23 protein-coding genes are annotated in these 21,865 nt (G+C 45.3%); 13 read left to right on the forward strand and 10 right to left on the reverse strand.

The window, feature by feature from the left end:
- Window positions 1-4 precede the first annotated feature (4 nt).
- The 4 genes from VIC_RS21100 to VIC_RS21115 all read right to left on the reverse strand — a co-directional run bounded on the left by VIC_RS21100 (window position 5) and on the right by VIC_RS21115 (window position 5,131).
- Window positions 5-721 (reverse strand): hypothetical protein, encoded by a 717-nt coding sequence (locus VIC_RS21100; RefSeq protein WP_006962321.1) that lies wholly within the window; start codon window positions 719-721, stop codon window positions 5-7.
- Between the two features lie 14 nt (window positions 722-735).
- The gene (locus tag VIC_RS21105; protein ID WP_006962322.1) at window positions 736-1,533 is read right to left on the reverse strand and encodes a substrate-binding domain-containing protein; all 798 of its coding nucleotides are present in this window, start codon (window positions 1,531-1,533) and stop codon (window positions 736-738) included.
- Between the two features lie 132 nt (window positions 1,534-1,665).
- Window positions 1,666-3,693: a sensor histidine kinase gene (locus tag VIC_RS21110; protein ID WP_006962323.1), complete on the reverse strand. Its 2,028-nt coding sequence runs from the start codon at window positions 3,691-3,693 to the stop codon at window positions 1,666-1,668.
- Complete coding sequence (locus VIC_RS21115; RefSeq protein WP_006962324.1) at window positions 3,683-5,131, reverse strand: sigma-54-dependent transcriptional regulator; 1,449 nt, start codon at window positions 5,129-5,131, stop codon at window positions 3,683-3,685. Before VIC_RS21115 ends, VIC_RS21110 begins: the two co-directional genes overlap by 11 nt.
- 247 nt (window positions 5,132-5,378) lie before the next feature.
- Here VIC_RS21115 and VIC_RS21120 point away from each other — a divergent pair, with 247 nt between their 5' ends.
- The 9 genes from VIC_RS21120 (at window position 5,379) to VIC_RS21160 (ending at window position 13,184) form a co-directional block, all read left to right on the forward strand.
- Window positions 5,379-6,197 carry an ABC transporter substrate-binding protein gene (locus VIC_RS21120; RefSeq protein ID WP_006962325.1) on the forward strand — a complete coding sequence of 273 codons (819 nt, stop codon included), beginning with the start codon at window positions 5,379-5,381 and terminating at the stop codon, window positions 6,195-6,197.
- Window positions 6,198-6,203: 6 nt separating this feature from the next.
- Window positions 6,204-6,902, forward strand: coding sequence for an ABC transporter permease (locus VIC_RS21125; protein WP_006962326.1), 699 nt, complete (start codon window positions 6,204-6,206; stop codon window positions 6,900-6,902).
- Window positions 6,903-6,911: 9 nt separating this feature from the next.
- A complete protein-coding gene (locus VIC_RS21130; RefSeq protein ID WP_006962327.1) occupies window positions 6,912-7,628 on the forward strand; it encodes an energy-coupling factor ABC transporter ATP-binding protein in 717 nt (238 codons plus the stop codon).
- The gene (gene mobA / locus VIC_RS21135; RefSeq protein ID WP_006962328.1) at window positions 7,606-8,193 is read left to right on the forward strand and encodes a molybdenum cofactor guanylyltransferase MobA; all 588 of its coding nucleotides are present in this window, start codon (window positions 7,606-7,608) and stop codon (window positions 8,191-8,193) included. The genes VIC_RS21130 and mobA overlap by 23 nt, the downstream gene beginning before the upstream one ends.
- The gene (locus VIC_RS21140; RefSeq protein ID WP_006962329.1) at window positions 8,190-9,965 is read left to right on the forward strand and encodes a bifunctional molybdopterin-guanine dinucleotide biosynthesis adaptor protein MobB/molybdopterin molybdotransferase MoeA; all 1,776 of its coding nucleotides are present in this window, start codon (window positions 8,190-8,192) and stop codon (window positions 9,963-9,965) included. The genes mobA and VIC_RS21140 overlap by 4 nt, the downstream gene beginning before the upstream one ends.
- A gap of 51 nt (window positions 9,966-10,016) precedes the next feature.
- Window positions 10,017-10,283, forward strand: coding sequence for a DUF2960 domain-containing protein (locus tag VIC_RS21145; RefSeq protein ID WP_006962330.1), 267 nt, complete (start codon window positions 10,017-10,019; stop codon window positions 10,281-10,283).
- A gap of 403 nt (window positions 10,284-10,686) precedes the next feature.
- Window positions 10,687-11,229 (forward strand): TadE family protein, encoded by a 543-nt coding sequence (locus VIC_RS21150; protein ID WP_080555961.1) that lies wholly within the window; start codon window positions 10,687-10,689, stop codon window positions 11,227-11,229.
- A 3-nt stretch (window positions 11,230-11,232) separates the two neighbouring features.
- Window positions 11,233-11,781, forward strand: a complete 549-nt coding sequence (locus VIC_RS21155) for a TadE/TadG family type IV pilus assembly protein (protein WP_039952436.1) — start codon at window positions 11,233-11,235, stop codon at window positions 11,779-11,781.
- An 11-nt stretch (window positions 11,782-11,792) separates the two neighbouring features.
- Window positions 11,793-13,184, forward strand: a complete 1,392-nt coding sequence (locus tag VIC_RS21160; protein WP_006962333.1) for a vWA domain-containing protein — start codon at window positions 11,793-11,795, stop codon at window positions 13,182-13,184.
- 12 nt (window positions 13,185-13,196) lie between these two features.
- Here the strand turns inward: VIC_RS21160 and VIC_RS21165 are convergent, their stop codons facing one another.
- From VIC_RS21165 to VIC_RS21175, 3 genes are all read right to left on the reverse strand, one after another.
- Window positions 13,197-13,670 (reverse strand): GNAT family N-acetyltransferase, encoded by a 474-nt coding sequence (locus VIC_RS21165; protein ID WP_006962334.1) that lies wholly within the window; start codon window positions 13,668-13,670, stop codon window positions 13,197-13,199.
- Between the two features lie 63 nt (window positions 13,671-13,733).
- Window positions 13,734-14,642 (reverse strand): N-acetylglucosamine kinase, encoded by a 909-nt coding sequence (gene nagK, locus VIC_RS21170; protein ID WP_006962335.1) that lies wholly within the window; start codon window positions 14,640-14,642, stop codon window positions 13,734-13,736.
- Window positions 14,643-14,784: 142 nt separating this feature from the next.
- Window positions 14,785-15,525 carry a tRNA-uridine aminocarboxypropyltransferase gene (locus VIC_RS21175; protein ID WP_039952618.1) on the reverse strand — a complete coding sequence of 247 codons (741 nt, stop codon included), beginning with the start codon at window positions 15,523-15,525 and terminating at the stop codon, window positions 14,785-14,787.
- A gap of 84 nt (window positions 15,526-15,609) precedes the next feature.
- Between VIC_RS21175 and VIC_RS21180 the strand changes: the two genes are divergently transcribed.
- The gene (locus VIC_RS21180) at window positions 15,610-16,398 is read left to right on the forward strand and encodes a sterol desaturase family protein (RefSeq protein ID WP_039952439.1); all 789 of its coding nucleotides are present in this window, start codon (window positions 15,610-15,612) and stop codon (window positions 16,396-16,398) included.
- Window positions 16,399-16,414: 16 nt separating this feature from the next.
- Here the strand turns inward: VIC_RS21180 and VIC_RS21185 are convergent, their stop codons facing one another.
- Window positions 16,415-18,448, reverse strand: coding sequence for a methyl-accepting chemotaxis protein (locus VIC_RS21185; RefSeq protein WP_039952441.1), 2,034 nt, complete (start codon window positions 18,446-18,448; stop codon window positions 16,415-16,417).
- Window positions 18,449-18,543: 95 nt separating this feature from the next.
- Between VIC_RS21185 and VIC_RS21190 the strand changes: the two genes are divergently transcribed.
- Window positions 18,544-19,056 carry a C40 family peptidase gene (locus tag VIC_RS21190; RefSeq protein ID WP_039952445.1) on the forward strand — a complete coding sequence of 171 codons (513 nt, stop codon included), beginning with the start codon at window positions 18,544-18,546 and terminating at the stop codon, window positions 19,054-19,056.
- 2 nt (window positions 19,057-19,058) lie between these two features.
- Here VIC_RS21190 and VIC_RS21195 read toward each other — a convergent pair whose 3' ends face one another.
- Window positions 19,059-19,403, reverse strand: coding sequence for a DUF3802 family protein (locus VIC_RS21195; RefSeq protein ID WP_006962343.1), 345 nt, complete (start codon window positions 19,401-19,403; stop codon window positions 19,059-19,061).
- Window positions 19,404-19,755: 352 nt separating this feature from the next.
- On the opposite strand from VIC_RS21195, the gene VIC_RS21200 reads away from it, so the two are divergent.
- Together VIC_RS21200 and VIC_RS21205 are read left to right on the forward strand one after the other, a co-directional pair.
- On the forward strand, window positions 19,756-20,622 hold the full coding sequence (locus VIC_RS21200; protein ID WP_006962345.1) for a fructosamine kinase family protein: 867 nt from the start codon (window positions 19,756-19,758) through the stop codon (window positions 20,620-20,622).
- A 270-nt stretch (window positions 20,623-20,892) separates the two neighbouring features.
- Entirely contained in the window at window positions 20,893-21,096 is a 204-nt protein-coding gene (locus VIC_RS21205) for a CPXCG motif-containing cysteine-rich protein (protein ID WP_019276122.1), read from the forward strand.
- A 35-nt stretch (window positions 21,097-21,131) separates the two neighbouring features.
- Here VIC_RS21205 and VIC_RS21210 read toward each other — a convergent pair whose 3' ends face one another.
- On the reverse strand, window positions 21,132-21,746 hold the full coding sequence (locus tag VIC_RS21210; protein WP_006962348.1) for a riboflavin synthase: 615 nt from the start codon (window positions 21,744-21,746) through the stop codon (window positions 21,132-21,134).
- Window positions 21,747-21,865: the final 119 nt, after the last annotated feature.

A 21,865-nucleotide genomic window follows, 5' to 3' on the forward strand; every position in this document is an offset into this window, starting at 1 on the left:
TTCCTCATTGGGTAACAAGGTGCCAAACGTTTTTCACACCATCACCACTGGTGTCACCCGGATTCTGGTCTTTAAACCAACGATAAAGCGGCTTGCCCTCAAATGTCCATTGGTATGAGTGATCATTTCGCTGCGTAATCCCAAACCCTCCGGTTAATTTTAGGCTGTCGATGCCTTTCTCGGTCAGCTTAGAATCAACGTATGCTGGCGGCCATTTCACTTCGCAATCCCCATAACATGCTGACTTGTTCATCTTGTCTTTATCGAACGTATAGAGTGTTTGGTTACTACTATCGACCAAGAAGCGGCGCTTACCATCGTTAAACAGTTTAATCGTCACATCGTCTGCTCGGGCAAGTGGCCACACACCTTTGACACCTGCACCCGAAATATCCCCCGGCCGCTTATCTTTAACCCATCGGTACAGTGGTTTTCCTTCTAATGCCCACTGTTTGGCGCCATCTGCACGAACAATCTGACTGAAACCTGCCTGACCCGCGAACTGCATACTATTGTGCCCTTCAGCCAATAGTGGTGGCCATAACGCCTCACAGTCTCCCTTACATACCGATTTCCCGATTGGGTCCTTAGCAAAAGTGTAAAGAGATTTACCTGTATCATCCGCGTATACCTCGCCGAAGCCAGTATCGACTGTCGATGCTGACGCCATGGCGTAGCTGGTTGGAATGAGCATTAGTATTGAAACGAATAGTGCTTTCATTGTTGTTTTCCTTATTATCGGGTCCAGCCTTCGCGGGTGAAAAAGGGGCGACCTTCACTGCTGTTGACAAAATTGATGAAGTCTTGAGTTTGCGGATCTGCCCCTTTCGTTTTAGCCAGGGTTAGATCACGGTAGATGCGTCGCTCTGGCTCTATTTCAACGTAGTCAACCTTGTCCGCATGATTCAGAGGCCAGTGAATCCATGTAATCCAAGCGTCCGCGCTCTGCTGTTGAAACGCTTTAAAACTTGCACCACTGCCCTTGGCGTACGCAATGATCTTCTCACGGAAGTTTTGAACATCAGCCAGTGACCCCGTTCGACCTGCAACATCTTCCCAGACACCTGTTCCGGATGTGTTGTACACGCCTAATCCTTCAGTAACGACAATACGTGAGGGCTTATCCAGCAAATCTTTAATCCCCGAAATGTTTTTAGGATTTCCTTTTGGAACAGCAATGACTGCGCGGCGAAGATATATCGGCTCCACATCCTGATTGGTGATGAAAGGATACGTTTCAACAAAAGCACTCATTGATTGTTCAGAGGAACCAAAGATTAGGTCAGCATTCTTTTGTGCATCCTGAGTCCATTTCGACTCGGGACCGGCAATCACATTGACCTGTACACCACTTTTCTTGGTGAAAGCTTCAGCAGCGTGACGCAAAGCAGTATCAGGGCCTCCTGGTCCATAGACGTTAATCACATTATCTTTAGGCTGATGCGTGATGCTTGGATCAAGCTGAGGTGAAGCCAATGCTGATGCACTTGCAATTAGCATGGCTAGGCTGGTCAAAGTCAGGTGACGCTTCATGTCTTCTCCTTAAATAAACGACAGTTTCAGACAAGAGACGTACGGCGACGCAATTTGGATGCAGTAAAAAGAAATTATTTTCAAAACGTGCCGGCGTTGGGCAATCTTGCCCAGCGCCAACACCGGAGATGATTACAGATTGGTGATTTTCAAAGATGTGTCTGCTCGCTGTGGCAGGTATATACTGAACTTACTGCCTATGCCCCATTCAGACTCGGCTTTGAGTTCCCCGCCAGTTTGGCTAAGAATGCTCTGGGAAACGGATAAACCCAGCCCGGTTCCTTCCCGCTTCGTTGTATAAAAAGGTGAGAAAATACGCGCTAAATTTTCTGGTTTGATACCGCAACCTTCGTCAGCGACGTGAATAATAGCGCCCAATTCCTGATCGTTTTCAATCCAATCTTCACTGCTTATCGTCAGTGTACCTTCTCCACTCATCGCATGAATGCCGTTCATTTCAAGGTTGACCAGAATTTGCAGCAGTTGGTGGCGATTAACCTCCACCGAGTTTTTAGCTTTAAGATCAGTGATGAACTGTACCGCACGCTTTTTAGAACCCGTTTTCACCAAAGTGATACTTTCTTCGATAATCGGGTTGATGTGCTGCCAAGTTATCTCATCTTGCACTCCACCTTGGCGACTGTATTGCAGCAAACTTCGGGTGATGTTCCTGACTCGATCAATCTGAGCGTGGATCGCGTCAATTTCCTCTTGTACTCGCTGAGAGTCGTTACCTAATTCAAACTGCATCAATTCAACGTTGCCGAGAATAACCGCTGTGGGGTTGTTAATTTCGTGGGCGATGCCAGCCGTCAGCTCGCCTAGTGCCGCCAATTTCTCATTAATGACCAACTTGTCACGGGTCTGATTGAGAAGCTGAATATGAAGTTCCAACTCTTCTGTTTTTTCTTTAAGGCTCGCCGTCCGCTCCTGTACTTTTTCTTCCAGCTCTCCTGCGGCCGCCTTTAACTCATTCTTTCTTTGGTTGAGCAAATCGAGCATGTTATCAAACTGTTTTGCCAGTTGTGCCAACTCATGATTTTCATCAAGCCCAAGCGGACCAATGCGAGTTTCTTTCCCCAGCTGAATCATCTTTACGACTCGGTGAATGTGCTCGATTGGATTGAACAAATCACGCGACCCTCGATATACCATTAACCCAGACACCAGCAGCAGCACCAGTGTCGTAATGGAGATTTCAGCAATGTTGGTCATATAAGCTTCAACAAATGGCCACAACAAATACCCGGTATAAAGCATGCCAATAACATTGTCGTATTGGTCTCGAATCGGCTGATACGCGGTGATATACCAAGCATCATAAACATAGGCTCTGTTTACCCATTCTTTGCCTTCATGCAGCACCGTTCGATTAACCTGAGGTGATACGCGAGTACCAATCGCACGACCGATTCTCCCTTCACTGTCGAGAGGAACATTCGTGCTGACTCGAAGATCATCAAGAAAAACCGTCAAGGTGCCAACTGGGCGCAAGCTGTCTTCTTTTGTTGGATAAATCAGGTCACGAATTTGGTCGACCAATACCGTACTGTTGTTGAGCAGCAATCCGCCATCGAGAAAGCCAATAATGTCATTATGGCGGTTGTAAATCGTAATTACTGTACGGCTGACCAGCCCTCGACCTTCGACTCGCTGACTTTTCAGGATTGGAATTTGCGCTCGTCTGGCTAATTCAGGATCAAGCCAATTCAGCTCATCTTGTTCTAAGACATCAAAGAACGACTCCTTACGAGTCAAATCGAGATAGCGGAACTTTTTTTCAATCGTATCAACGCGATGAAATCGAAGAAAATCCAACTTATACCGCTTCTTTTGCTCAGAAACCCAACGTTCAAACTCTTGAGTGTCACCGACTTGCTTCACTCTCGATACAAACCCATAAGACTCAGCAAACGCCTTAACGTGATTGGCTTGTTTTTCTTGTATCAATTCAATGCTATTTTGCGCCACACCTAAGCGCTCAGAAACATCAAGCAATGCACTCTGCCAGGTGTAGTGAATTGACCAGTAAACTGTAATTCCAATGAGAGCAATCAATGTGAGTAAGATTGGCGCAGAAGTCAGAAACATGAGGCGATAACGAACCATGGTTTTGAATCGATAACGCCACTTGGACCACAAGCCGCCTTTACTCGGCATAGTTGGACTCCGCCATTTCCCACTCTTTAAATTTGCGCTCTAGTGTCTTGCGCGCCACGCCTAAATCACGTGAGGCCGCGGATTTGTTTCCATCGTGGTAATCAACCAGTTGTTGAATATGCGCTCTTTCAACTTCCTTGAGCGACCAGCTATTGGGGTAACCTTCTTTGGCTCCGCTATCATCAGGTAAGTCCAGCACAGCACTGCCGCTAGATACAGTCACAGACACATGCGTTTGAGGCAGGTATCCATTCACTTCTCGCCAATAATGCGCCGGTGGCTTGCCAAGTAAAATACAACGTTCAATCAAGTTTTTAAGTTCACGAATGTTGCCCGGCCAGTCATAGTCGTTCATCGCGATAATATCTTCATGCGCCCACTTAGGGTCAGGCATACCCAGTTCAGCCGCTAATAAACGGGTAAAGAAAGGGACCAAATCAAGCAAGTCGGCTTTGCGTTCTCTAAGCGGCGCGACATCGATTTTAAGCACATTCAATCGATAAAAGAGATCTTGGCGGAAATTGCCCTTCGACACTTCCTCTGCCAAGTTTCGATTGGTAGCCGCCACGACTCTGACGTCAACGCTGATCTCTTTTTCACTGCCCACGGGGCGAATCGTTCTTTGTTCGAGAACACGCAACAATGCCGACTGCATTTGCAATGGCATCTCGCCAATCTCATCAAGAAACAAGGTGCCGCCGCTAGCGACTCTAAATAACCCTTCGCGGTTTTTTTTCGCACCAGTGAAAGCACCGGATGTATGACCGAATAGCTCACTTTCAAGCAACTCAGGTGCTATCGCGCCGCAGTTGATAGGTACAAACGGCCCTGTTCGCTGACTCGCATCGTGAACACCACGAGCGACCAGCTCTTTACCTGTGCCGGATTCACCTTCGATTAATACAGACGCACGTGAAGGGGCAAATTGAGTAATAAGCTGTTTCAGTTGGCGCGTTTTTTCTGAACTGCCAACCATGTCAGTTTTTATCAGTCGCTTGAAGTCATGTTTTAGTGCGTATTGGAGCCGATCGTTCAGGCGCTTATCCATGCAGCGTTGTACCGCTTTGAGCATCTGATCAAGGTTAAAAGGTTTGAGAATAAAGTCGGAAGCACCGAGCTTAAGTGCTGAAATCGCCGTTTCCAAATCGGCATAACCCGTCATGAAAATCACATCTGACTTTCGGTCTTCGTCGTTAAACGCCTCTTCCCAGTCGATTCCTGAGCGCCCCGGCAAGTTAATATCCAGTATGATCAAATCATAGTGGTTGACGACCCTAAGCGACTCCGCTTCCTCAATACTCCCCGACGTGTCCACTCTCGAAAACCACTTGCTGAGTGCTTTCTTGAGAATCGTCTGCATTCCGACTTCATCATCAACCACTAATACAGAAAATGCTTGATATTGCGCCACTTTATTGGGATCTAACGTTGGGGACATATTGACTCATTACTCGTTATTGTAATTGGGACAGAGTGTACCAAGAAAATTTAGGACGACGAGAATTAACGTGCGACATTTTGTCCCACATCAAATTTGCAAACACTATCTCATTGATATTTAAGATAAAGATATTCGGTGTTTATTGGCATCAAGATTGCTATTCATAGGCGTTAAACATAAAGCCCTCGATAGATCGCTCAGAAGCGGTCATTTGAGCAATAAAGTTAGTACGGAATGAATAGCCATGAAAGCAACAACTTTTACCATTGCAGCGGCGTCTTTAGCCTTTATCAGTTCTTCAGCCTTTGCGGCGGATGACAGCCATCACATTCGCTTGGCGACCACCACCAGCACCTACCATTCTGGACTGCTGGATTATTTACTCCCTCAGTTTGAAAAAGAAACGGGCTACCAAGTCGATGTCATCGCAGCGGGCACGGGGAAATCACTCAAAATGGGTGAAAATGGCGATGTCGATTTAGTTATGACTCACGCCCCTAAAGCAGAAGCCAATTTTGTTCAAAATGGTTATGGCGTCTTACCTCGTAAACTCATGTACAACGACTTTGTGATTGTCGGTCCGGACGCTGACCCAGCCAAAGTTCACGACTCACACAACGTAGCGGAAGCGTTTAAGCACATCGCTAATATGAACGCGACCTTTATTTCCCGTGGTGACGATTCAGGCACACACAAAAAAGAAAAAGGGATTTGGCAACAGACCAAAGTCGAGCCAAACTTTGGCGGCTATCGCTCGGTGGGTCAGGGAATGGGCCCTACTCTGAACATGGCGAATGAGATGCAAGGCTACACCATGACTGACCGTGGTACTTGGCTGGCGTACAACAATAAACTCGATCTCAAGATCCTGTTTCAAGGCGATCAAAAGTTGTTTAACCCTTATCAGGTAATTTTGGTGAACCCAGAACGTTACCCAAGCATCAATTATCAAGGGGCTAAAGTTTTCAGTGATTGGTTGGTCAACCCTAAAGGACAGAAGCTAATCAACGACTATAAGTTGCATGGCAAACAATTGTTTGTTGCCAATGCAAACGAAAAGTAACCCGTTATGACCTTAGGGAAGACAACAATAGACGCCTTGGCGTTATTGGCCAGCTTTGATCAGGAGCTGTGGGAGATCGTAGCGGTCTCCTTCAGCGTCTCCATTACGGCCATTTCACTGGTACTGCTGCCGGCGATTCTATTTTCTTTCATTCTTGCTTATACAGATTTTCGCGGAAAGTGGATTTTTTTGTCCCTGATTAATACGTTACAAGCAGTTCCAACCGTTGTAATTGGCCTACTCCTTTACATGATGTTATCTCGCTCAGGTCCTCTCGGGGACTGGCAAATGCTGTTTACCCAGCGAGCGATGATCGTAGGTCAAATGTTGATCGGCTTTCCGGTTCTGGTCTCTATGATGCACGGTGCGCTGCAATCCAGCGATCGCCGCGCTGTCGAAACGGCCATTACACTGGGAGCATCCCCTTCACGCCTTGCGGCGACCATGATTTGGGAAACAAGGTTTCCACTCATGGCAGCTACTATCGCAGCGTTTTCACGCATTGTGACTGAAGTTGGCTGTTCCACTATGGTGGGCGGAAACATTATGGGGATGACGCGTAACATCCCAACCGCGATCGCGATGGAGAGCCATAAAGGCGCTTTCGCCCAAGGTGTGGCTCTGGGCATGGTTCTACTCGCGCTGGCGCTTGCCCTCAACTTTTTCCTGACCAGTATGCGCGGCAAAGGCTACCTCAGAACGTAAAGGCGAATTATGACCATCAAAATCACGGCACAAGATATTTCGATGCGCTTTAAAGAACGGGTACTCTTTCATATTCCCACTTTGAGCATTGGTCCTAACGACGCCATCTACCTGAAAGGTGACAACGGGGTTGGAAAAACGACGCTACTCAAAATTCTGTCTGGTCTGGCGAAGCCCACAACTGGGCACGTCAACGCCCCCTATGATACTTGGGTTAAGCGATTTTTTAGCCGAACAGGAAGAAAAGACGTTATCTATCTGCACCAATCGCCTTACCTGTTTGATGGCACGGTTTATCAAAATGTCGTCTATGGCATCAGATACCAACAAGAATCACTTAAAATTAAGCGAGCTCAAGTTATTACTGCGTTACGCATGGTAGGCTTGGAAACTTTAGCGGATGAACATATTTCTGTGCTTTCGGGAGGCGAGAAACAACGCGTTGCGATGGCCAGAGCCTGGATACTCAAACCATCCATTCTTTTGATGGATGAGCCTAGTGCATCTCTCGATCAAGAGTCCATTGATAGGTTGGTGATAATGGCGAAAGATCTTCTGGCTCGGGGATCAAGTATCGTTATCACTAGTCACCAGGAAAATGCACTGACAGACTTATGCCGCAGGCAGTGGTGGATTAAAGATACGACTCTGATAGAGTCGCCACTGCTACACGTTATTAAAGATACAAGGCAAGAGAACACTTATGCTTCTTCCAACGCAAACTAGTTGGGTTATTTTAGCTGGCGGTCAAGCTAGACGTATGGGCGGAAAAGACAAAGGCCTTATTGAACTCGACAATAAGCCTTTGATTCAACATGTATATGAACGACTGTCCACACAAGTCTCTGACATCATGGTCAATGCAAACCGCAATCAAGATACCTATTCAAAGTATGGTGTCGTGGTCGGCGATAAAATCAAAGGTTTCCCTGGGCCTATGGGCGGTATTCACGCAGGTCTAGCGGCAGCAACTAAAGACTGGGTCGGGTTTGTTCCCTGCGACAGCCCACAGATCAGCATGGATTTGGTCGCTCGTTTTTGCTCTGCAGTCAAAGAAGATTCTGACATTCTGGTCGCCCATGACGGTGACTATCAGCAGCCCGTCTTCACGCTCTACCACAAGCGTGTACTGCCGAAACTGACCGCGTTTCTTGAACGTGGCGATAGAAAAATCATTCTTCTTTATAAAGAGTGCAAGACGCACTATGTGGATTTTAGCGATGCGACGGATTGTTTCGTTAACCTGAACACCCCTGAAGAACTGGCACAATTTGGAACCATACATTCATGAAACACTCGCTCCCTATCCCAATTCTGGGGTTTGCTGCTTATTCTGGAACCGGTAAAACCACGCTGTTGGAAGCTTTGTTGCCAAGATTAACTCAGGCAGGATTACGCATTGGTATGCTAAAACACGCACACCATAATTTTGATGTAGATAAAGAAGGCAAAGACAGCTTCCGACTACGTAAAGCTGGCGCCTCTCAGATGCTCATTTCATCTCGTAATCGCTACGCGTTAATGACTGAAACTCCCGAAGCTGAATCTGAATTTGAGTACCTACTTAGCCGCTTCGATACGGACACGTTAGACGTCATCTTGGTTGAAGGGTGCAAAAACATCGCCTTTCCAAAAATCGAGCTGCACAGAGAAGAAGTGGGCAAACCTTGGCTGCACCCTAACGACAGTAACATCATCGCTATCGCTGCAGACACGCATGTTGAAGATGTATCCCTTCCTCAGATGAATATTAATGATCTTGATGCAATCGCGCGTTTTGTTTGCGACTACGTCAAGCCCGAGAAGCGAGAGCAAGTCGCTAAGACTACAGGCTGTTGCGACACTTTGTCTCCTGCATTTCTTTCTGTCAGCGAAGGGCAAGACAAAATCCTTTCCTCAGTTCAATCCCTGGCAGGCGTGGAAACATGCGCTATTGAGCAAAGCTACGGACGAGTACTGGCTAGAGATATCCACTCGCCAATTAACGTGCCTCAATACACTAACTCAGCAATGGATGGCTATGCCATTCGCGGCGATGATGTGGAAAGAGAACAATACACCGTCGTTGCTGAAGTGCTTGCTGGCCACGCCTACGATGCACCTCTTCACAAAGGTGAAGCGGTAAAAATCATGACTGGCGCGCCAACGCCAGAAGGTGGGGACACCGTAGTAATGCGTGAGCAGGCAAAGCAAACTGGAAATCAGGTTTCTTTTGCGGGTGCATCAATTAAAGCTGGTCAAAATGTTCGTCAGGCTGGTGAGGACCTTCCAGTAGACAGTGTGGTTTTCAGTCAAGGTAAAAGACTAGAATCACCTGAAATGGGGATGATCGCCTCTTTGGGTTTTGCAGAGTGTCCTGTTTTTCGCCGCCTGAAAGTCGCAGTGTTCTCTACAGGCGATGAAGTGCAGGCGCCGGGTACCGAGCAAGCACCAAACTCTATTTATGACTCCAACCGCTTTACCCTACTTGGCCTGTTAGAAAAATTAGGCTGTGAGATCCTCGACCTTGGTATCCTCGAAGACAATGAACAGAGCATGACGGAGGCCCTGCAAGCTGCCTCGGCTCAAGCGGATGCCATTGTCACGTCAGGTGGTGTTTCTGTCGGTGATGCCGACTTCATCAAACTCGCTTTAGATAAATTGGGCAGCATTGACTTTTGGCGCATCAATATGAGGCCGGGTCGCCCGCTGGCCTATGGTCAGGTGAACGATAAACCCTTCTTCGGCCTACCGGGCAATCCCGTAGCCGTGATGGTGTCGTTCATTAACTTTATTGAGCCTGCGCTGCGTAAAATGCAAGGAGAGCAAGGTTGGCAGCCTTTGAAAGTCAACGCGGTCGCACTTGAAGACTTACGTTCTCGTCAAGGCCGTACTGAGTTCAGCCGTGGCGTTTATGAGATAGATCCTCAGGGGCAATTGACCGTCAGGAGCACAGGGAAACAAGGTTCTGGCATTTTGCGTTCAATGAGTGAGGCCAATTGTTTAATCGAAGTTTCGCCAGCGATCGATACAGTAAAAGTCGGAGAAAGCGTGACAATCATTCCTCTTCAAGGCAGAATCTAGCGCAATCAAAGGCCAGCTCAGCTGGCCTCAGTTATCTTAAGAGAAAGACATATGGCTCGCACAATCCTGTATACCTATAAGGGTGAAGACAAAACGCTGACTTTTTCATATCAGCAACATCGTAATATTCATGAAGCAGTGGCCGAAGCAGAAGGTATTGATATTTCCGAGTTCCTTAAGATGGAACAGCAAATTGAAGCGGTGTCAGATACTAAGGCAATGCGCAATTACCGCGACAACCACTTTAGAAAGCTAGGATTTGAAAAAATCACGCTTCAACAGAAGCAAAATCTCGGTGTTGGTAAGAAGAACAAGTAACCAATGCAGGAGCCCCGCCAGTTGGGCTCCTTTCCTTTCAGTGCTTCTGAACGAAAGTATGAGTTAGTTTGTCTCCCTTCGTTCCTGCTTCCCCAGAAAGCACCTTTATACTTCTCAATCCTGAAAACTTTTTGTTCTTTCACCTAGGCGGAATATATTCCTTTATCAAACTATAATCTTCTACATAACATCTAATGTACTGAACAACTAAAGTTTATTTTTTATATCTATCAACACAGGCCTTTCTTACTTAACAAATTTGCACTAGAGCACCTAGTCTAACCCCCAATTTACCACTGGAAATTGGGTCAAATCAGGCTATACCTACTACATTGGCCTTTTTCTAATTTGAGGCTCAACACGTTTGTGTGATTGACTGTTTTTAGGTTAAGTAGGTGTGAGTATGAGATCGTACATCCATAACTCAATACAGGTACAAACTGGCAAGTCAAATTGCAGAGTCAATTCGCCTAAAAACAAGCCACACCGCCCAGTACGACATCGCCGCAAGCAATTTGGTGGCTCTATTGTCGAGTTTGCTCTTGCTGCAAGTTTCTTCTTCGCTATTTTCATGACCATTCTTGATCTCTCGGTATACGGCTACGTCAAACTGACTATGCAGAATGCAGTCCGAGAAGGTGCGCGTTACGCCGTCACTGGCCGTTCAGATCTCGACCCAGACGGCAATGGTGATCGTGAAGCGGCCGTCATTCAAATGATCTCTGACGCCTCTAACGGCTACCTAGAACAAGTGATGAATGTCGACGACATACGTGTTGAAGATATCGATGGCAACGCTGTCGCATCTTTTGGTAGTGCCGGTGACATCATCGCGATTCATTTGGACTGCGAATGGCCTGCTGCCAGCCCACTCACCTACCCATTTGTTGAAGGTGGTAAATATCAATTTACCGTCAGTACGGCGATGAGAAACGAGGCATTTTGATTTATGCGTATATCTAGATCTCTCCCCAAAAAACAAGGTGGCTTTGCCGCCGTTGAAATGGCGCTAATCACACCTTTTATGCTGGTCTTGATTGGGGGAATCATTGAGGTGACGCAATTGTTGCAATCCAACAGTGTGATGATAGGGATGAGCAGAGAGGCCGCAAACTTAGTCTCGCGAACCAGTACCAATACCCCAGATGAGATTATGACTTTGGTCGCGACAACATCGGCTCCATTGGACATGAACAGTGATGGGGTTATGTACATTACGCTGGTTGTTGGTCAAGAATCTGCAGATCCATATGTTAGCGAACAATATGTATGGAGTAACTCGGGACTGGTTCATAGCAGCTCAACGTGGGACCAGTGTACGACTTGGACAAATAATCAATGTGAACTGCCTGATCCACTCCCTGAGCTGACTGATTTTCCAATCACTTTGGCAGATAACGAATCCGTTTATGTGGTTGAAATACATTACGAATATACGCCATTGACCAACTATCTATACGACAGCTCATTTGTGATGAGCGATTTTACTTACTTATAAGGACGAAGTTTATGCCTTTCAAACAACGCTTAGCGAGCATACGTAAGTCAAAAGGTTTGGTGGCATTAATATCCGTAATAGCCGCACCTTTCCTAATTTTAGCAACAGGGACTGCTATCGACAGTGGTCGTGCTTTTTTAGTCAAAGCAAAATTATTCGCTGCTGTCGATGCTGCTGGTATTGCCGCTGCACGAGCTGTCGCTGAGGGTGAAGATGCCGCCAGAGACGCAGCAATTAAGTTTTACAATGCCAATTTACCCACAGACTACCATGACAGTACAACTGCAAGTCCAACAGTAACGTTTGGCTATGACTCATTTGGTAATATCTCCATTGATTTATCCGCGTCTGCCGAGGTCAGCACTACTTTCTTAGGTGTTTTTGGCCACAGCTCTTTAGAAATTAGTGCCACTGCGCAAACTGTGCGTAGGCCAGTTGATTTAGTGTTAGTCGTTGATAACACCACTTCATTGAGGTTAGGCTCTATCGGCGATGTAACGGATGATGTTGTTGCTCGCTCCAAGGACTTCATCACCAATTTCAATGAGAGCTTTGACCGCATTGCATTAGTTAAATACGCCTATGGTGCAGAAGTCCCCGTTGCTTTCCAAAGTTCCAGGGGCCATAGTCGCAGCGACATTACTACCGAGATCGACGCATTTGATTTTGGCAGCCTCTCCAGCTTGCAATACACGAACTCTTCAGAGGGCATTTACTTAGCATTAGATGCTCTGAGGAATGTGACTGACCCTGCTAATCTAAAAGTCATTGTATTCTTTACCGACGGTGCGCCAAACACCTTCGCTTCAGAATTCGACTTTGTTGGTACCAGCACGAATTACACAGGATCCATTCGCTCCAGCGACGAGTCTAGCGGTACACCAAGAGGGTTGTGGTATCACGATGCAATTGCCACTCAATTACCAGGTTCAGGTTATGAAGGAAGCGATATTGATGATTATATTGCTGAGTTGCCTGACTACTATACCGCCCATAGCGCTAGCGCGACCGAATTCAATGTACTAAACCCAAGCCACCCTGACCGGCCTGTCACTCAATACAACCCAAGCACACACTCTGCCAACGATCTCTACATTCGTGTTAATCGTGTCGCTCGAAATTTACTTGAGGATATCGCGACAGCAGCTCGTGGTGAGGATATATACGTATTCACGTTGGGTTTAGGCTCCTCTCTCACTTCGTCAACTGGACCGGATAATGAGCAAGGGGAAGATCTTCTGATGCGTATGGCGAACGACCCTAGAATGCTGGATGATGCAGACTTAGCAGGTGATTTCAGAGCCGATCAGCTTCAAGGGGTGTACTGCCACGCAGTCGATGAGGAAGCATTGGGTCCATGTTTTGACGAAATGCTGGACGTCATTATACGTCTGACTCTATAGATCAACTTTTCGTTATAGGGGCTTATCCATATAGATAAGCTCCCAACTCTCTCCGTCGAACTCTCGAATACCATACTCTCTCTTCACTTCGACAAAACCTAGTGAGTGATAACAGCGAATAGCCGATAGATTGTGGCTAAATACACACAATGTAATTTCGCTATACCCTTGGTTTCTAGCTTCTCGAATCAACGCTTGCAACATGGTTTTCGCTACGCCCTGCCCTCTAAATTGCGGAGCAACAAAGACCCGACAGATTCGAGCAATATCATTCGAATGATGATATAGCTCAACGAAACCAGCCTCTTGGCCCTGATGAGCGTACAGATATGGCTTTACCTCAGCCTGCGAGCAATGGACATCGACGCTCTCAACCGTTAATGGGTATTGATACGCAGGTCCGCCCCACAGGTAGTTAAGCTCAGCGGAATCAATCCAGTCGATAAGTTGCTTATAGTGTTCTTGTTGAAAGGCGAGCAAAGTCATTGTGATTACCATAAAAAAGAGCCTGCCTAAGCAAGCTCTCAAATTTATTCAATCAAATCAAGATTATTTGATGTTGAGGAAGGCAGCACCACGCACACCACCAGAATCGCCATGTTTTGCTTTGATAATCTTCGGACACTTAGCAACAGATAGCAGATACTTAGGCACCCGCTTTGGCATCTCTTCGTAAATGAGTTCGAAATTAGACAACCCACCACCTAGTGCAACAACATGTGGGTCATTAGCAGTAAAGATATTAGCAAAGCAAATTGCCAACAACTCCATAAAGCGCTCAACATGCTCTGCTGCTTTAGCTTCGCCTTCCTTATATGCATTGATGATATCAATCGCTTTCTTCGCTTCGCCGTAATAGTGCTCGTATATTAACTCGAAACCACGACCCGATAAGTAGCTGTCCAAGCAGCCTTTTTTACCACAGCCACAACCTAGTAGTGGCGCGTTGTCTCCTAGGTGGAACCAAGCATCAATCGGTAAACGCATATGTCCAAGCTCACCCGCCACGTGGTTACGACCAGAAAATACTTTGCCGTCGTAAATCAATCCACCACCAAAGCCAGTGCCAAGAATCAGCCCCATAACCGAAGGCTCATCTTTAAGCTCTTCATCCCACGCTTCAGAAAGTGCAAAGCAGTTCGCATCGTTTTCAATTTTAACGCTACGGCCTATTTTGGCTTCAAGGTCAGCGCGAAGTGGCTTACCTTTGGCCGCAGGCACGTTAACCGTCAGAACGGTGGCATCATCGGCGTCTTCCATTCCAGGTAGACCTAGACCGATCTTGCCTTCGCAGCCAAACTGTTTGTCATATTTATTCACCAGTTCAGCAATCGTGCTCACTAATAAAGAATAGTCTTCCGTTGGCGTTGGTACGCGCTCAGTGGCAACACGCTCTAATTGGTCATTAAACGCACCAAATTCAATCTTAGTGCCTCCAACGTCAAAGCCGTAGTACATCGTATCTCTCCCAGAAACAAATATAAAAAAGTCAAAATCGGTTCATTATCCACATTGGTACGCCTACAATCCGTGACGTGGAACGAATTTAACCACTACCTAGACTTAACTGTGCAGACTATCGCCAACAAGCCCATTATTTTCAGACTGAATTCTCGTTTTTCACCTTCTGCAGATAATGTTGCAGCTGTGGTCGGTCAAAATTTGGCTTAATTCGGGTTTTGCTTAACAAGTAACTTTCTTTAAACACGTCAAACCACAGTTTAAGCGTTTGCGCTGTCTGCTCTTCACCCAGTTGTTCAAGTACCAATGTTGCGACTTCCGCCGTAGCAAGGTGTTGCTCATTTTCAGAACGTCTCATGACGTACTGAGAAATTGATTCTGGCGACACTGACAAAACAGGAAGCGCGTTCAAATATGGCGACTTTCGAAAAATGCGCCTAGCTTCTCTCCAGCTTCCATCTAGAAAGATGAGTAATGGTTTTTTACCACCACACTGCTGACGAGGATGTTCTCCAAGCAAGCGAGACTTATCTTCAACATATTCATCAGGAAACACGACGATGGGCTGGTAATCTTCATGATTGAGCAACGACAACATCGCCTGATCGGGCTCTGTGCGACTCCATTGATACACATAACCTTCTTTTACCGTATCAAGGATAAGCCGCCCAGTATTGCTTGGTTTGAAGACTTCGTTTTCAGACACTAGCAGCATCACCGCCACTGAGCTGGAGACATCTGGCTGATATGCGCAGATACAAAAGTGTTCAGCTACCTGACAGTACTGACAACGCTGGACTTTACAGCCTCTTGCATTGAACGGCTTAGTCGAGTGCTCTAGGCGATGTTGATAGAGACGGTGAAAAGCGTGGATTCTCATGTAAGTTGATGGATAATGATAAAGGGTGCAGAGTTTACCTTGAGACAAATCCGTTGCAAGTTCCATGTGGGAGAAAAACGTCGTATGCAGAATCCAGATCTTATTCGCTTAAGCTTTTTTCTATCTGTGCTGATACTGTGTGGATTGTGGGAATGGCTAACTCCACGAAAAAAGCTGACCCAGAATAAGCTCTATCGCTGGATGAACAACCTTGGCTTAGTCGCGTTTAACTCGGTCTTTCTCGGCATCTTTATGCCCGTGCTCGCCTTTGAGGCAGCAAACGTTGCTCTCAAACAACAATGGGGCTTACTCAATCACCTAGATTTCCCCTTATTAGCGGAACTCATCATGTGTGTCATCTTTCTCGATCTGGCGATCTACCTCCAACATCTGGTCTTTCATAAAGTCTCTTGGCTATGGCGATTACACAGAATGCATCATGCGGACCAGGATATAGATGTCACGACAGGCAGCCGCTTCCATCCAATTGAGATCGTGTTGTCGATGTGGATTAAAATTGGACTTGTGGTCGCACTGGGTGTTTCTCCTGTTGCAATCATCGTGTTTGAAATCATTCTCAATGCCAGTGCGATGTTTAATCACAGTAACGCCAAGTTGCCATTCAAGGTGGATGCTATTCTACGCAAAATCATTGTCACACCAGACATGCATCGCGTGCACCACTCAGTAATACCGCGAGAAACCCATTCTAACTTTGGTTTTTTTCTCTCTATCTGGGACCGCTGGTTCGGCACTTACATCGATCAACCTGAGCGTGGACACAACGATGTAAAGATTGGGATTCCACTTTTCCAGACGCCAAACGAACAAAGGGTTGATAAGATGTTAACCCAGCCCTTTCGAGAGAAATAAGTTACTGATTCAATGACTATTGTGGTAAGTCGTACTTATGAAGCATAGCTTGTTGATGACCTGCAATTTCAGCAACTTGTTCTGAATTTTCAACCATTGATTCAAGTTGAAGTTTAGTTTGCTCTCCCTGTTCCGATACATGAGCGATGGAATGGCTTACATCCGCTGTTGCCCGCTCCTGTTCTTCCGTCGCTACAGTAATTTGCTCCACTCGAAGACGTATCTGATTAACCGCTTTCTCAATGTTTTCAAAGGTACTTTTTACTTGTTCACTGGACTCAAGAGCGAAAGTCATTTCCTCACGGCTAGCTGAAACTGCACTACGCGATTTCTCGGCAGCAGCAACCAATTCGCTCATGCGGTCGCGGATGTTTGACGTCTGTTGTGATGTATCGCTGGCCAGTTTACGTACTTCATCAGCAACCACGGCAAACCCTCTCCCTTGCTCTCCTGCTCGTGCAGCTTCAATAGCAGCATTGAGCGCCAATAAATTCGTATTTTCTGCAATACCGGAAATCATATCGACCATTTCACGAATCTGCTTCACTCGATTGTCCAACTCAATCATGGAGTGTTCATTCATGTTAAGTGTGTCTTCTAAAGATTGAAGCCTGACTTGATTCAGCTCGATGACTTTCACCCCATTTCCAGAATACTCTGCCGCTTGTTGGGATTCACTGTATGACTCGTTGGTCACGGTTGCGATTTCTTTTATCGATGCTTCGAGTTGCGTGACTGTCTCAACCATGCTTGTGAGGGATTCATTCTGACGTGCCAAGCTCAGATTAGATTGCTCCGCTGCATCATGACTAATTTCCGCTGTTTGATATAACGTCTCGCAGTTTCTCGTCACCGTCGAGATAGAACCACGGGTTGACTCGATAACCTGATTCAGTTTGCGCGCCACTTCTTTCATTTCAAATGGTCCGAGCAAAGTAACCGTGTTGGTAAAGTCATGCTCAGTTAGCCTATTAAGATTACCAGTGATGTTTTTCAAGCCTCGATTAATCCAAGTTCGTAAAGAAGCCCAAGAAACAACAATAATAGCGACCAACACCAGACTACTAATAATCAGTATCGTATTGATAGAGTATATAGTGTTGCTAACGACACGTTTACTGTCATCGATTAGCGCTTCTGCTGTCTGGGAAATGTTGTTAAGCAGTTGGATGGTGTCATTGGCCAAAACCGCCGCGTGGGAAAGCTGTGCGCTCTGATTTTGTGCCAGTTCTAATTTTTTCAAAATTTGCTTTAACACCCCTGACTCAGAAAAACCATCTTGGACCATGTCGTATGGGGCAATTAAACTCGCAAACTCTTTAACCTCGGGGTGCCATTCAGAAAAGTCATCGAACGCTAGATTGATCCCAGCAATACGATTACGCATTTCCTTGTACTCTTGCATTGCTTTGTCTTGATCCGTTTGCATCATCAAAACTAGAAATGTACTTTCCATAGAGCTCGCACTAGCAATAAATCGATTCGCAGCATCTGAAGATTCAGGGTTATCAACGGCAAGAAAGGAACTGATTCGATTCATTTCTGGTCCGATTGAGCTCAAGCCATAACGGAATTCTGTCACTTGTGAATCTATACTCCCCTGCATTGTCAGTAACGACTTCTGAGCTGAAAGTATTCTGTTGGTTAAATCAGATAACGCTTCGATATTCTCTCTAAGTTCTAATTCTTGCTGTTGCGATATGGCTTGATTGAATTCCGAGGAAATCGCAAAGACTTGTTCCACTAACGTCGACGTTTCATCCGAACTGTTAACGGTTTGTTCCTTGATTCTATTCAAGCCCTCAATATCGCTAACTTGAGAGCCGTAGCCGAGTTGCTTAACTTGTTCCAGAATGGCTTGTGTGAGCTTTGCATTGGTCATTGCAAGAGGAAGGGCCTGATCGGAAAGCGTCTCAAATTGAGCTCCAACTCTCTCAATCCCTTTAATACTGGTGACAGATAATCCAATGACCAGTATGGTTATCGTTAAGAATACAGCACTGATAGTTTGAATGAGCGAGAGTGAAAAACTCGTCTTTTGCTTAGGCATAATTTTGAACCGACATCATACAAAAGTTTAATTAGTGTGCGATTCTATTTAGATAATATTACATACAAATGTCATTAAGAGGTGAAATAGACACCATGAATAGAGTTGCGCCGCAATTTTCAATCGCTTTGTTAATTCTCCTCTTAGCAGGATGCTCAAGTTCCCCTTCCTCAACAGACTTCAATACCTTAGATAGTGGTAAAAATATCTCTTCGTATGAAAAAGGTGTGCAACAAGAGTTTCTTGAAGTCTATAAGGATTGGAAGGGAGTCCCCTATCGCCTAGGGGGCAACAATTACAACGGTATTGATTGTTCCGCTTTTGTTCAAGTAGCTTACAGAGACGTCCTGAACATCCACTTACCCCGCACCACATTGGCACAGGTAAGCATCGGAAACGAGCTGAGTTATGAACAAGTTCAAGTGGGAGATTTAGCCTTTTTCAAAACATCAAGAAAGGTTCGTCATGTAGGCGTGTATATTGGTAACAAGCAATTTATGCATGCTTCAACATCAAAAGGCGTCATAATTTCTAGGCTTGACAATCCCTATTGGGCTTCGAAATTCTGGCATTTCAGACGGGTTGCCACGCCGCCTGTGGTGAATTGAAATCAGTCGTATTTGGCGACTGCGGAATCAAATAGATTTTTGACCAGTGCGATATACTCATCAAGGAATGTTATCTGATCATTGGTTGCAGGTTTAGCCCACACACCCGCTAACACCTCTCCTAAATCTTCTACAACTGAATCTGCTTCCTTAAGCAATTGGAAGCGAACACTAGAGTGCAGTTCTGGGTTCTGCTCAAAAATGGCCATGATGTTACTCGCTACCATATCGGTAACGACATCTTCGACACTTTCAGCACCCGTGTCTCCATCGTCAGATGAAAAGACATCAAGATTAAAAGCCAGATGCTCAATAAGTGCTAGGTAGCCATCGGTTTCAACAACCACTGTCGTTCTCCATTCATTATTCTACTTTCGAGTCACTATCTAATACTAAGACATATCAATGAGTTTTCACAACTCAACTCGACTCGGACGCTGATAAAATTCAAAAGTTGTTTATACCTTAGTTGAAGAGTTTGGTTTAATTTCCAACTTATTGCTTTGAACTAGGATCAACTTTTATCAGGCTAAACTATTTTACTAGCTTATAGACTCTAACCAGATATGACAAAGTTCACAAATTGATAAGCCCAATGAATCCGCCCACTAAATGATTGAATTTTTTGCAGTCTGATTCAGAATTAACCAATTCCTTATTCTACAATGTTAATACTCAACTGCGGAAACGGATCTTGATATGTGGCAAGCCATAACTGAGCAACTGTCTGAAGCATTAATGTTTTCTTTTGATATTGTCGAAAAAAACCGCTTACATGGCGGTGATATCAGTGACTGCTACATGATAAGCGATGGAGAGCAGCGCTACTTTGTGAAAGTCAATCTGCGAGACTTTTACGCTAAGTTTGAAATAGAAGCGGAAAACATCCGAATTTTACGTGAGAGTTCCACCGTTTTCGTACCGGAACATATTCTTACTGGAAAGAGTAAAGAACATGCCTTCCTGATTCTGAACTATCTCCCTACTAAACCACTCGATGACAGCAGTAACAGTTACAAATTTGGCCAGCAGCTTGCCAAACTCCACCAATGGGGAGAACAGAAAGAGTATGGGTTTGATCAAGATAACTTTATTGGTTCCACCTTACAGCCCAATAAGTGGGACCGAAAATGGGGGCGTTTCTTTGCTGAACAACGAATTGGCTGGCAACTTCAGCTAATGAAAGAGAAAGGAGTCACTCTGGTTGATATCGGTGATTTTACCCATCTCGTAAAGGACAGGTTAGGTAACCATAACCCTCGTCCATCTTTGCTGCACGGTGACCTCTGGCATGGTAACGCAGCCAACTCAGTATTTGGCCCCATTTGCTACGACCCTTCCTGTTACTGGGGAGATCGAGAGTGCGACATTGCGATGACCGAACTTTTTGAAGGGTTCCAGCCAGAATTCTACCAAGGCTATGAGAGCGTGCTACCGCTAGATCTTGCTTATAGTGAACGTAAAGATATTTACAACCTTTATCACCTACTCAACCACTATAATCAGTTTGGTGGACACTACTTAGATCAATGCGAACGCTTAATCAACAAAATACTCACATACTAAGTTGTAGGAATTTTCTTATTTTACAACAAATTAGAATCATTCAATCGAAAAACTTTCAACCCAAATCAAAACACCGAGCCCAACCTTGGTGTTTTTTATTAGCTATCTCAAACTTTGTACTTAATTTACGTCTATTACTAACTTAACGACTTAAGATTAATTTGTCGGAGCCAATAATAACGGATTGAACATACTCAAAGCGTGACCAAGTAAATCACGGGTATGTAAGGCTTGGGCATTGATCTCATCAAAGACGTAAGGAAGAGAGCTATGCGAAAATACACAGAGAAAAGAGTTACCTGCCCCCATTGTGGGCACTCAATTGGTATCACGTTAGATGCAACGAATGGTAGCCAGAATTTTTACGACGACTGTCCTGCCTGTTGCAACGCCATCCACCTCAGTATGATGGTTAACGAACAGTTGGACGAAATCGAACTCTCAATTGATGCCGACGATGAACAAATTTTTTAAAAAGCGCCGAAAGGCGCTTTTCTATTTCTCTATGCTCAAAGCATCTCTTTAGCTGCTAGAACACGCTCGACTGAATCCACGATAGCCTGAGTCTGAGGATCAATTTCGACATTCACTTTGTCACCTTGCTGACGCTGACCAAACAATGTTCTCTGTAAGGTTTCCGGAATTAAATGAACGGAAAAGCGATTACCTTCAACTTCACCAATGGTAAGCGAACAACCATCTAACCCAATGAAGCCTTTCGCCAATACATACCTCATCATGTTCTCAGGTAACTCAAGCCAAACCGTCCTATTGTTAGGTGTATCGATCACTTCAACAATTTCACTCACCATGGAAATATGTCCAGACATGGTATGACCGCCAATCTCGTCACCAAATTTGGCAGCGCGCTCAATGTTAACCGAATGACCAACCTCCAGCTCACCAAGATTGGTTAGCTTTAAAGTAGACTGTATCAGATCGAAAGAAACGTGTTCTCCATCGATTTTTGTTACGGTCAGACAACAACCGTTATGCGCCACCGATGCACCTATAGATAATCCTTGACCCATTGATGAATTCAATCGAATTACATGAGTTTGAAACGACTCTTTCTTCTCGATAGCGATGACTTCCGCCATTCCCTGAACAATTCCAGTAAACATTGCAAATTCCAACAGTTTTTCGTGGAGGTTAGTGTGACATTTAATTATCATTTAGCACAACAGCACCATGTATAAATTATCGATAACAATGGTGTTCACCCCTTTGATTTTCGTGTTGA

This window comes from Vibrio coralliilyticus ATCC BAA-450, from assembly GCF_000176135.1.
GTDB lineage: Bacteria > Pseudomonadota > Gammaproteobacteria > Enterobacterales > Vibrionaceae > Vibrio > Vibrio coralliilyticus.

What these genes read in the sequence shown, in the direction of transcription:
- VIC_RS21130 (WP_006962327.1), top strand. Translation starts at nt 6,912, where the DNA reads ATGACCATCAAAATCACGGCACAAGATATTTCGATGCGCTTTAAAGAA.
- VIC_RS21125 (WP_006962326.1), top strand. Translation starts at nt 6,204, where the DNA reads ATGACCTTAGGGAAGACAACAATAGACGCCTTGGCGTTATTGGCCAGC.
- VIC_RS21160 (WP_006962333.1), top strand. Translation starts at nt 11,793, where the DNA reads ATGCCTTTCAAACAACGCTTAGCGAGCATACGTAAGTCAAAAGGTTTG.
- VIC_RS21150 (WP_080555961.1), top strand. Translation starts at nt 10,687, where the DNA reads ATGAGATCGTACATCCATAACTCAATACAGGTACAAACTGGCAAGTCA.
- VIC_RS21115 (WP_006962324.1), bottom strand. Translation starts at nt 5,131, where the DNA reads ATGTCCCCAACGTTAGATCCCAATAAAGTGGCGCAATATCAAGCATTT.
- nagK (WP_006962335.1), bottom strand. Translation starts at nt 14,642, where the DNA reads ATGTACTACGGCTTTGACGTTGGAGGCACTAAGATTGAATTTGGTGCG.
- VIC_RS21180 (WP_039952439.1), top strand. Translation starts at nt 15,610, where the DNA reads ATGCAGAATCCAGATCTTATTCGCTTAAGCTTTTTTCTATCTGTGCTG.
- VIC_RS21175 (WP_039952618.1), bottom strand. Translation starts at nt 15,525, where the DNA reads ATGAGAATCCACGCTTTTCACCGTCTCTATCAACATCGCCTAGAGCAC.
- VIC_RS21190 (WP_039952445.1), top strand. Translation starts at nt 18,544, where the DNA reads ATGAATAGAGTTGCGCCGCAATTTTCAATCGCTTTGTTAATTCTCCTC.
- VIC_RS21155 (WP_039952436.1), top strand. Translation starts at nt 11,233, where the DNA reads ATGCGTATATCTAGATCTCTCCCCAAAAAACAAGGTGGCTTTGCCGCC.
- VIC_RS21140 (WP_006962329.1), top strand. Translation starts at nt 8,190, where the DNA reads ATGAAACACTCGCTCCCTATCCCAATTCTGGGGTTTGCTGCTTATTCT.
- VIC_RS21205 (WP_019276122.1), top strand. Translation starts at nt 20,893, where the DNA reads ATGCGAAAATACACAGAGAAAAGAGTTACCTGCCCCCATTGTGGGCAC.
- VIC_RS21120 (WP_006962325.1), top strand. Translation starts at nt 5,379, where the DNA reads ATGAAAGCAACAACTTTTACCATTGCAGCGGCGTCTTTAGCCTTTATC.
- VIC_RS21200 (WP_006962345.1), top strand. Translation starts at nt 19,756, where the DNA reads ATGTGGCAAGCCATAACTGAGCAACTGTCTGAAGCATTAATGTTTTCT.
- VIC_RS21165 (WP_006962334.1), bottom strand. Translation starts at nt 13,670, where the DNA reads ATGACTTTGCTCGCCTTTCAACAAGAACACTATAAGCAACTTATCGAC.
- VIC_RS21105 (WP_006962322.1), bottom strand. Translation starts at nt 1,533, where the DNA reads ATGAAGCGTCACCTGACTTTGACCAGCCTAGCCATGCTAATTGCAAGT.
- VIC_RS21110 (WP_006962323.1), bottom strand. Translation starts at nt 3,693, where the DNA reads ATGCCGAGTAAAGGCGGCTTGTGGTCCAAGTGGCGTTATCGATTCAAA.
- VIC_RS21185 (WP_039952441.1), bottom strand. Translation starts at nt 18,448, where the DNA reads ATGCCTAAGCAAAAGACGAGTTTTTCACTCTCGCTCATTCAAACTATC.
- VIC_RS21145 (WP_006962330.1), top strand. Translation starts at nt 10,017, where the DNA reads ATGGCTCGCACAATCCTGTATACCTATAAGGGTGAAGACAAAACGCTG.
- VIC_RS21210 (WP_006962348.1), bottom strand. Translation starts at nt 21,746, where the DNA reads ATGTTTACTGGAATTGTTCAGGGAATGGCGGAAGTCATCGCTATCGAG.
- VIC_RS21100 (WP_006962321.1), bottom strand. Translation starts at nt 721, where the DNA reads ATGAAAGCACTATTCGTTTCAATACTAATGCTCATTCCAACCAGCTAC.
- mobA (WP_006962328.1), top strand. Translation starts at nt 7,606, where the DNA reads ATGCTTCTTCCAACGCAAACTAGTTGGGTTATTTTAGCTGGCGGTCAA.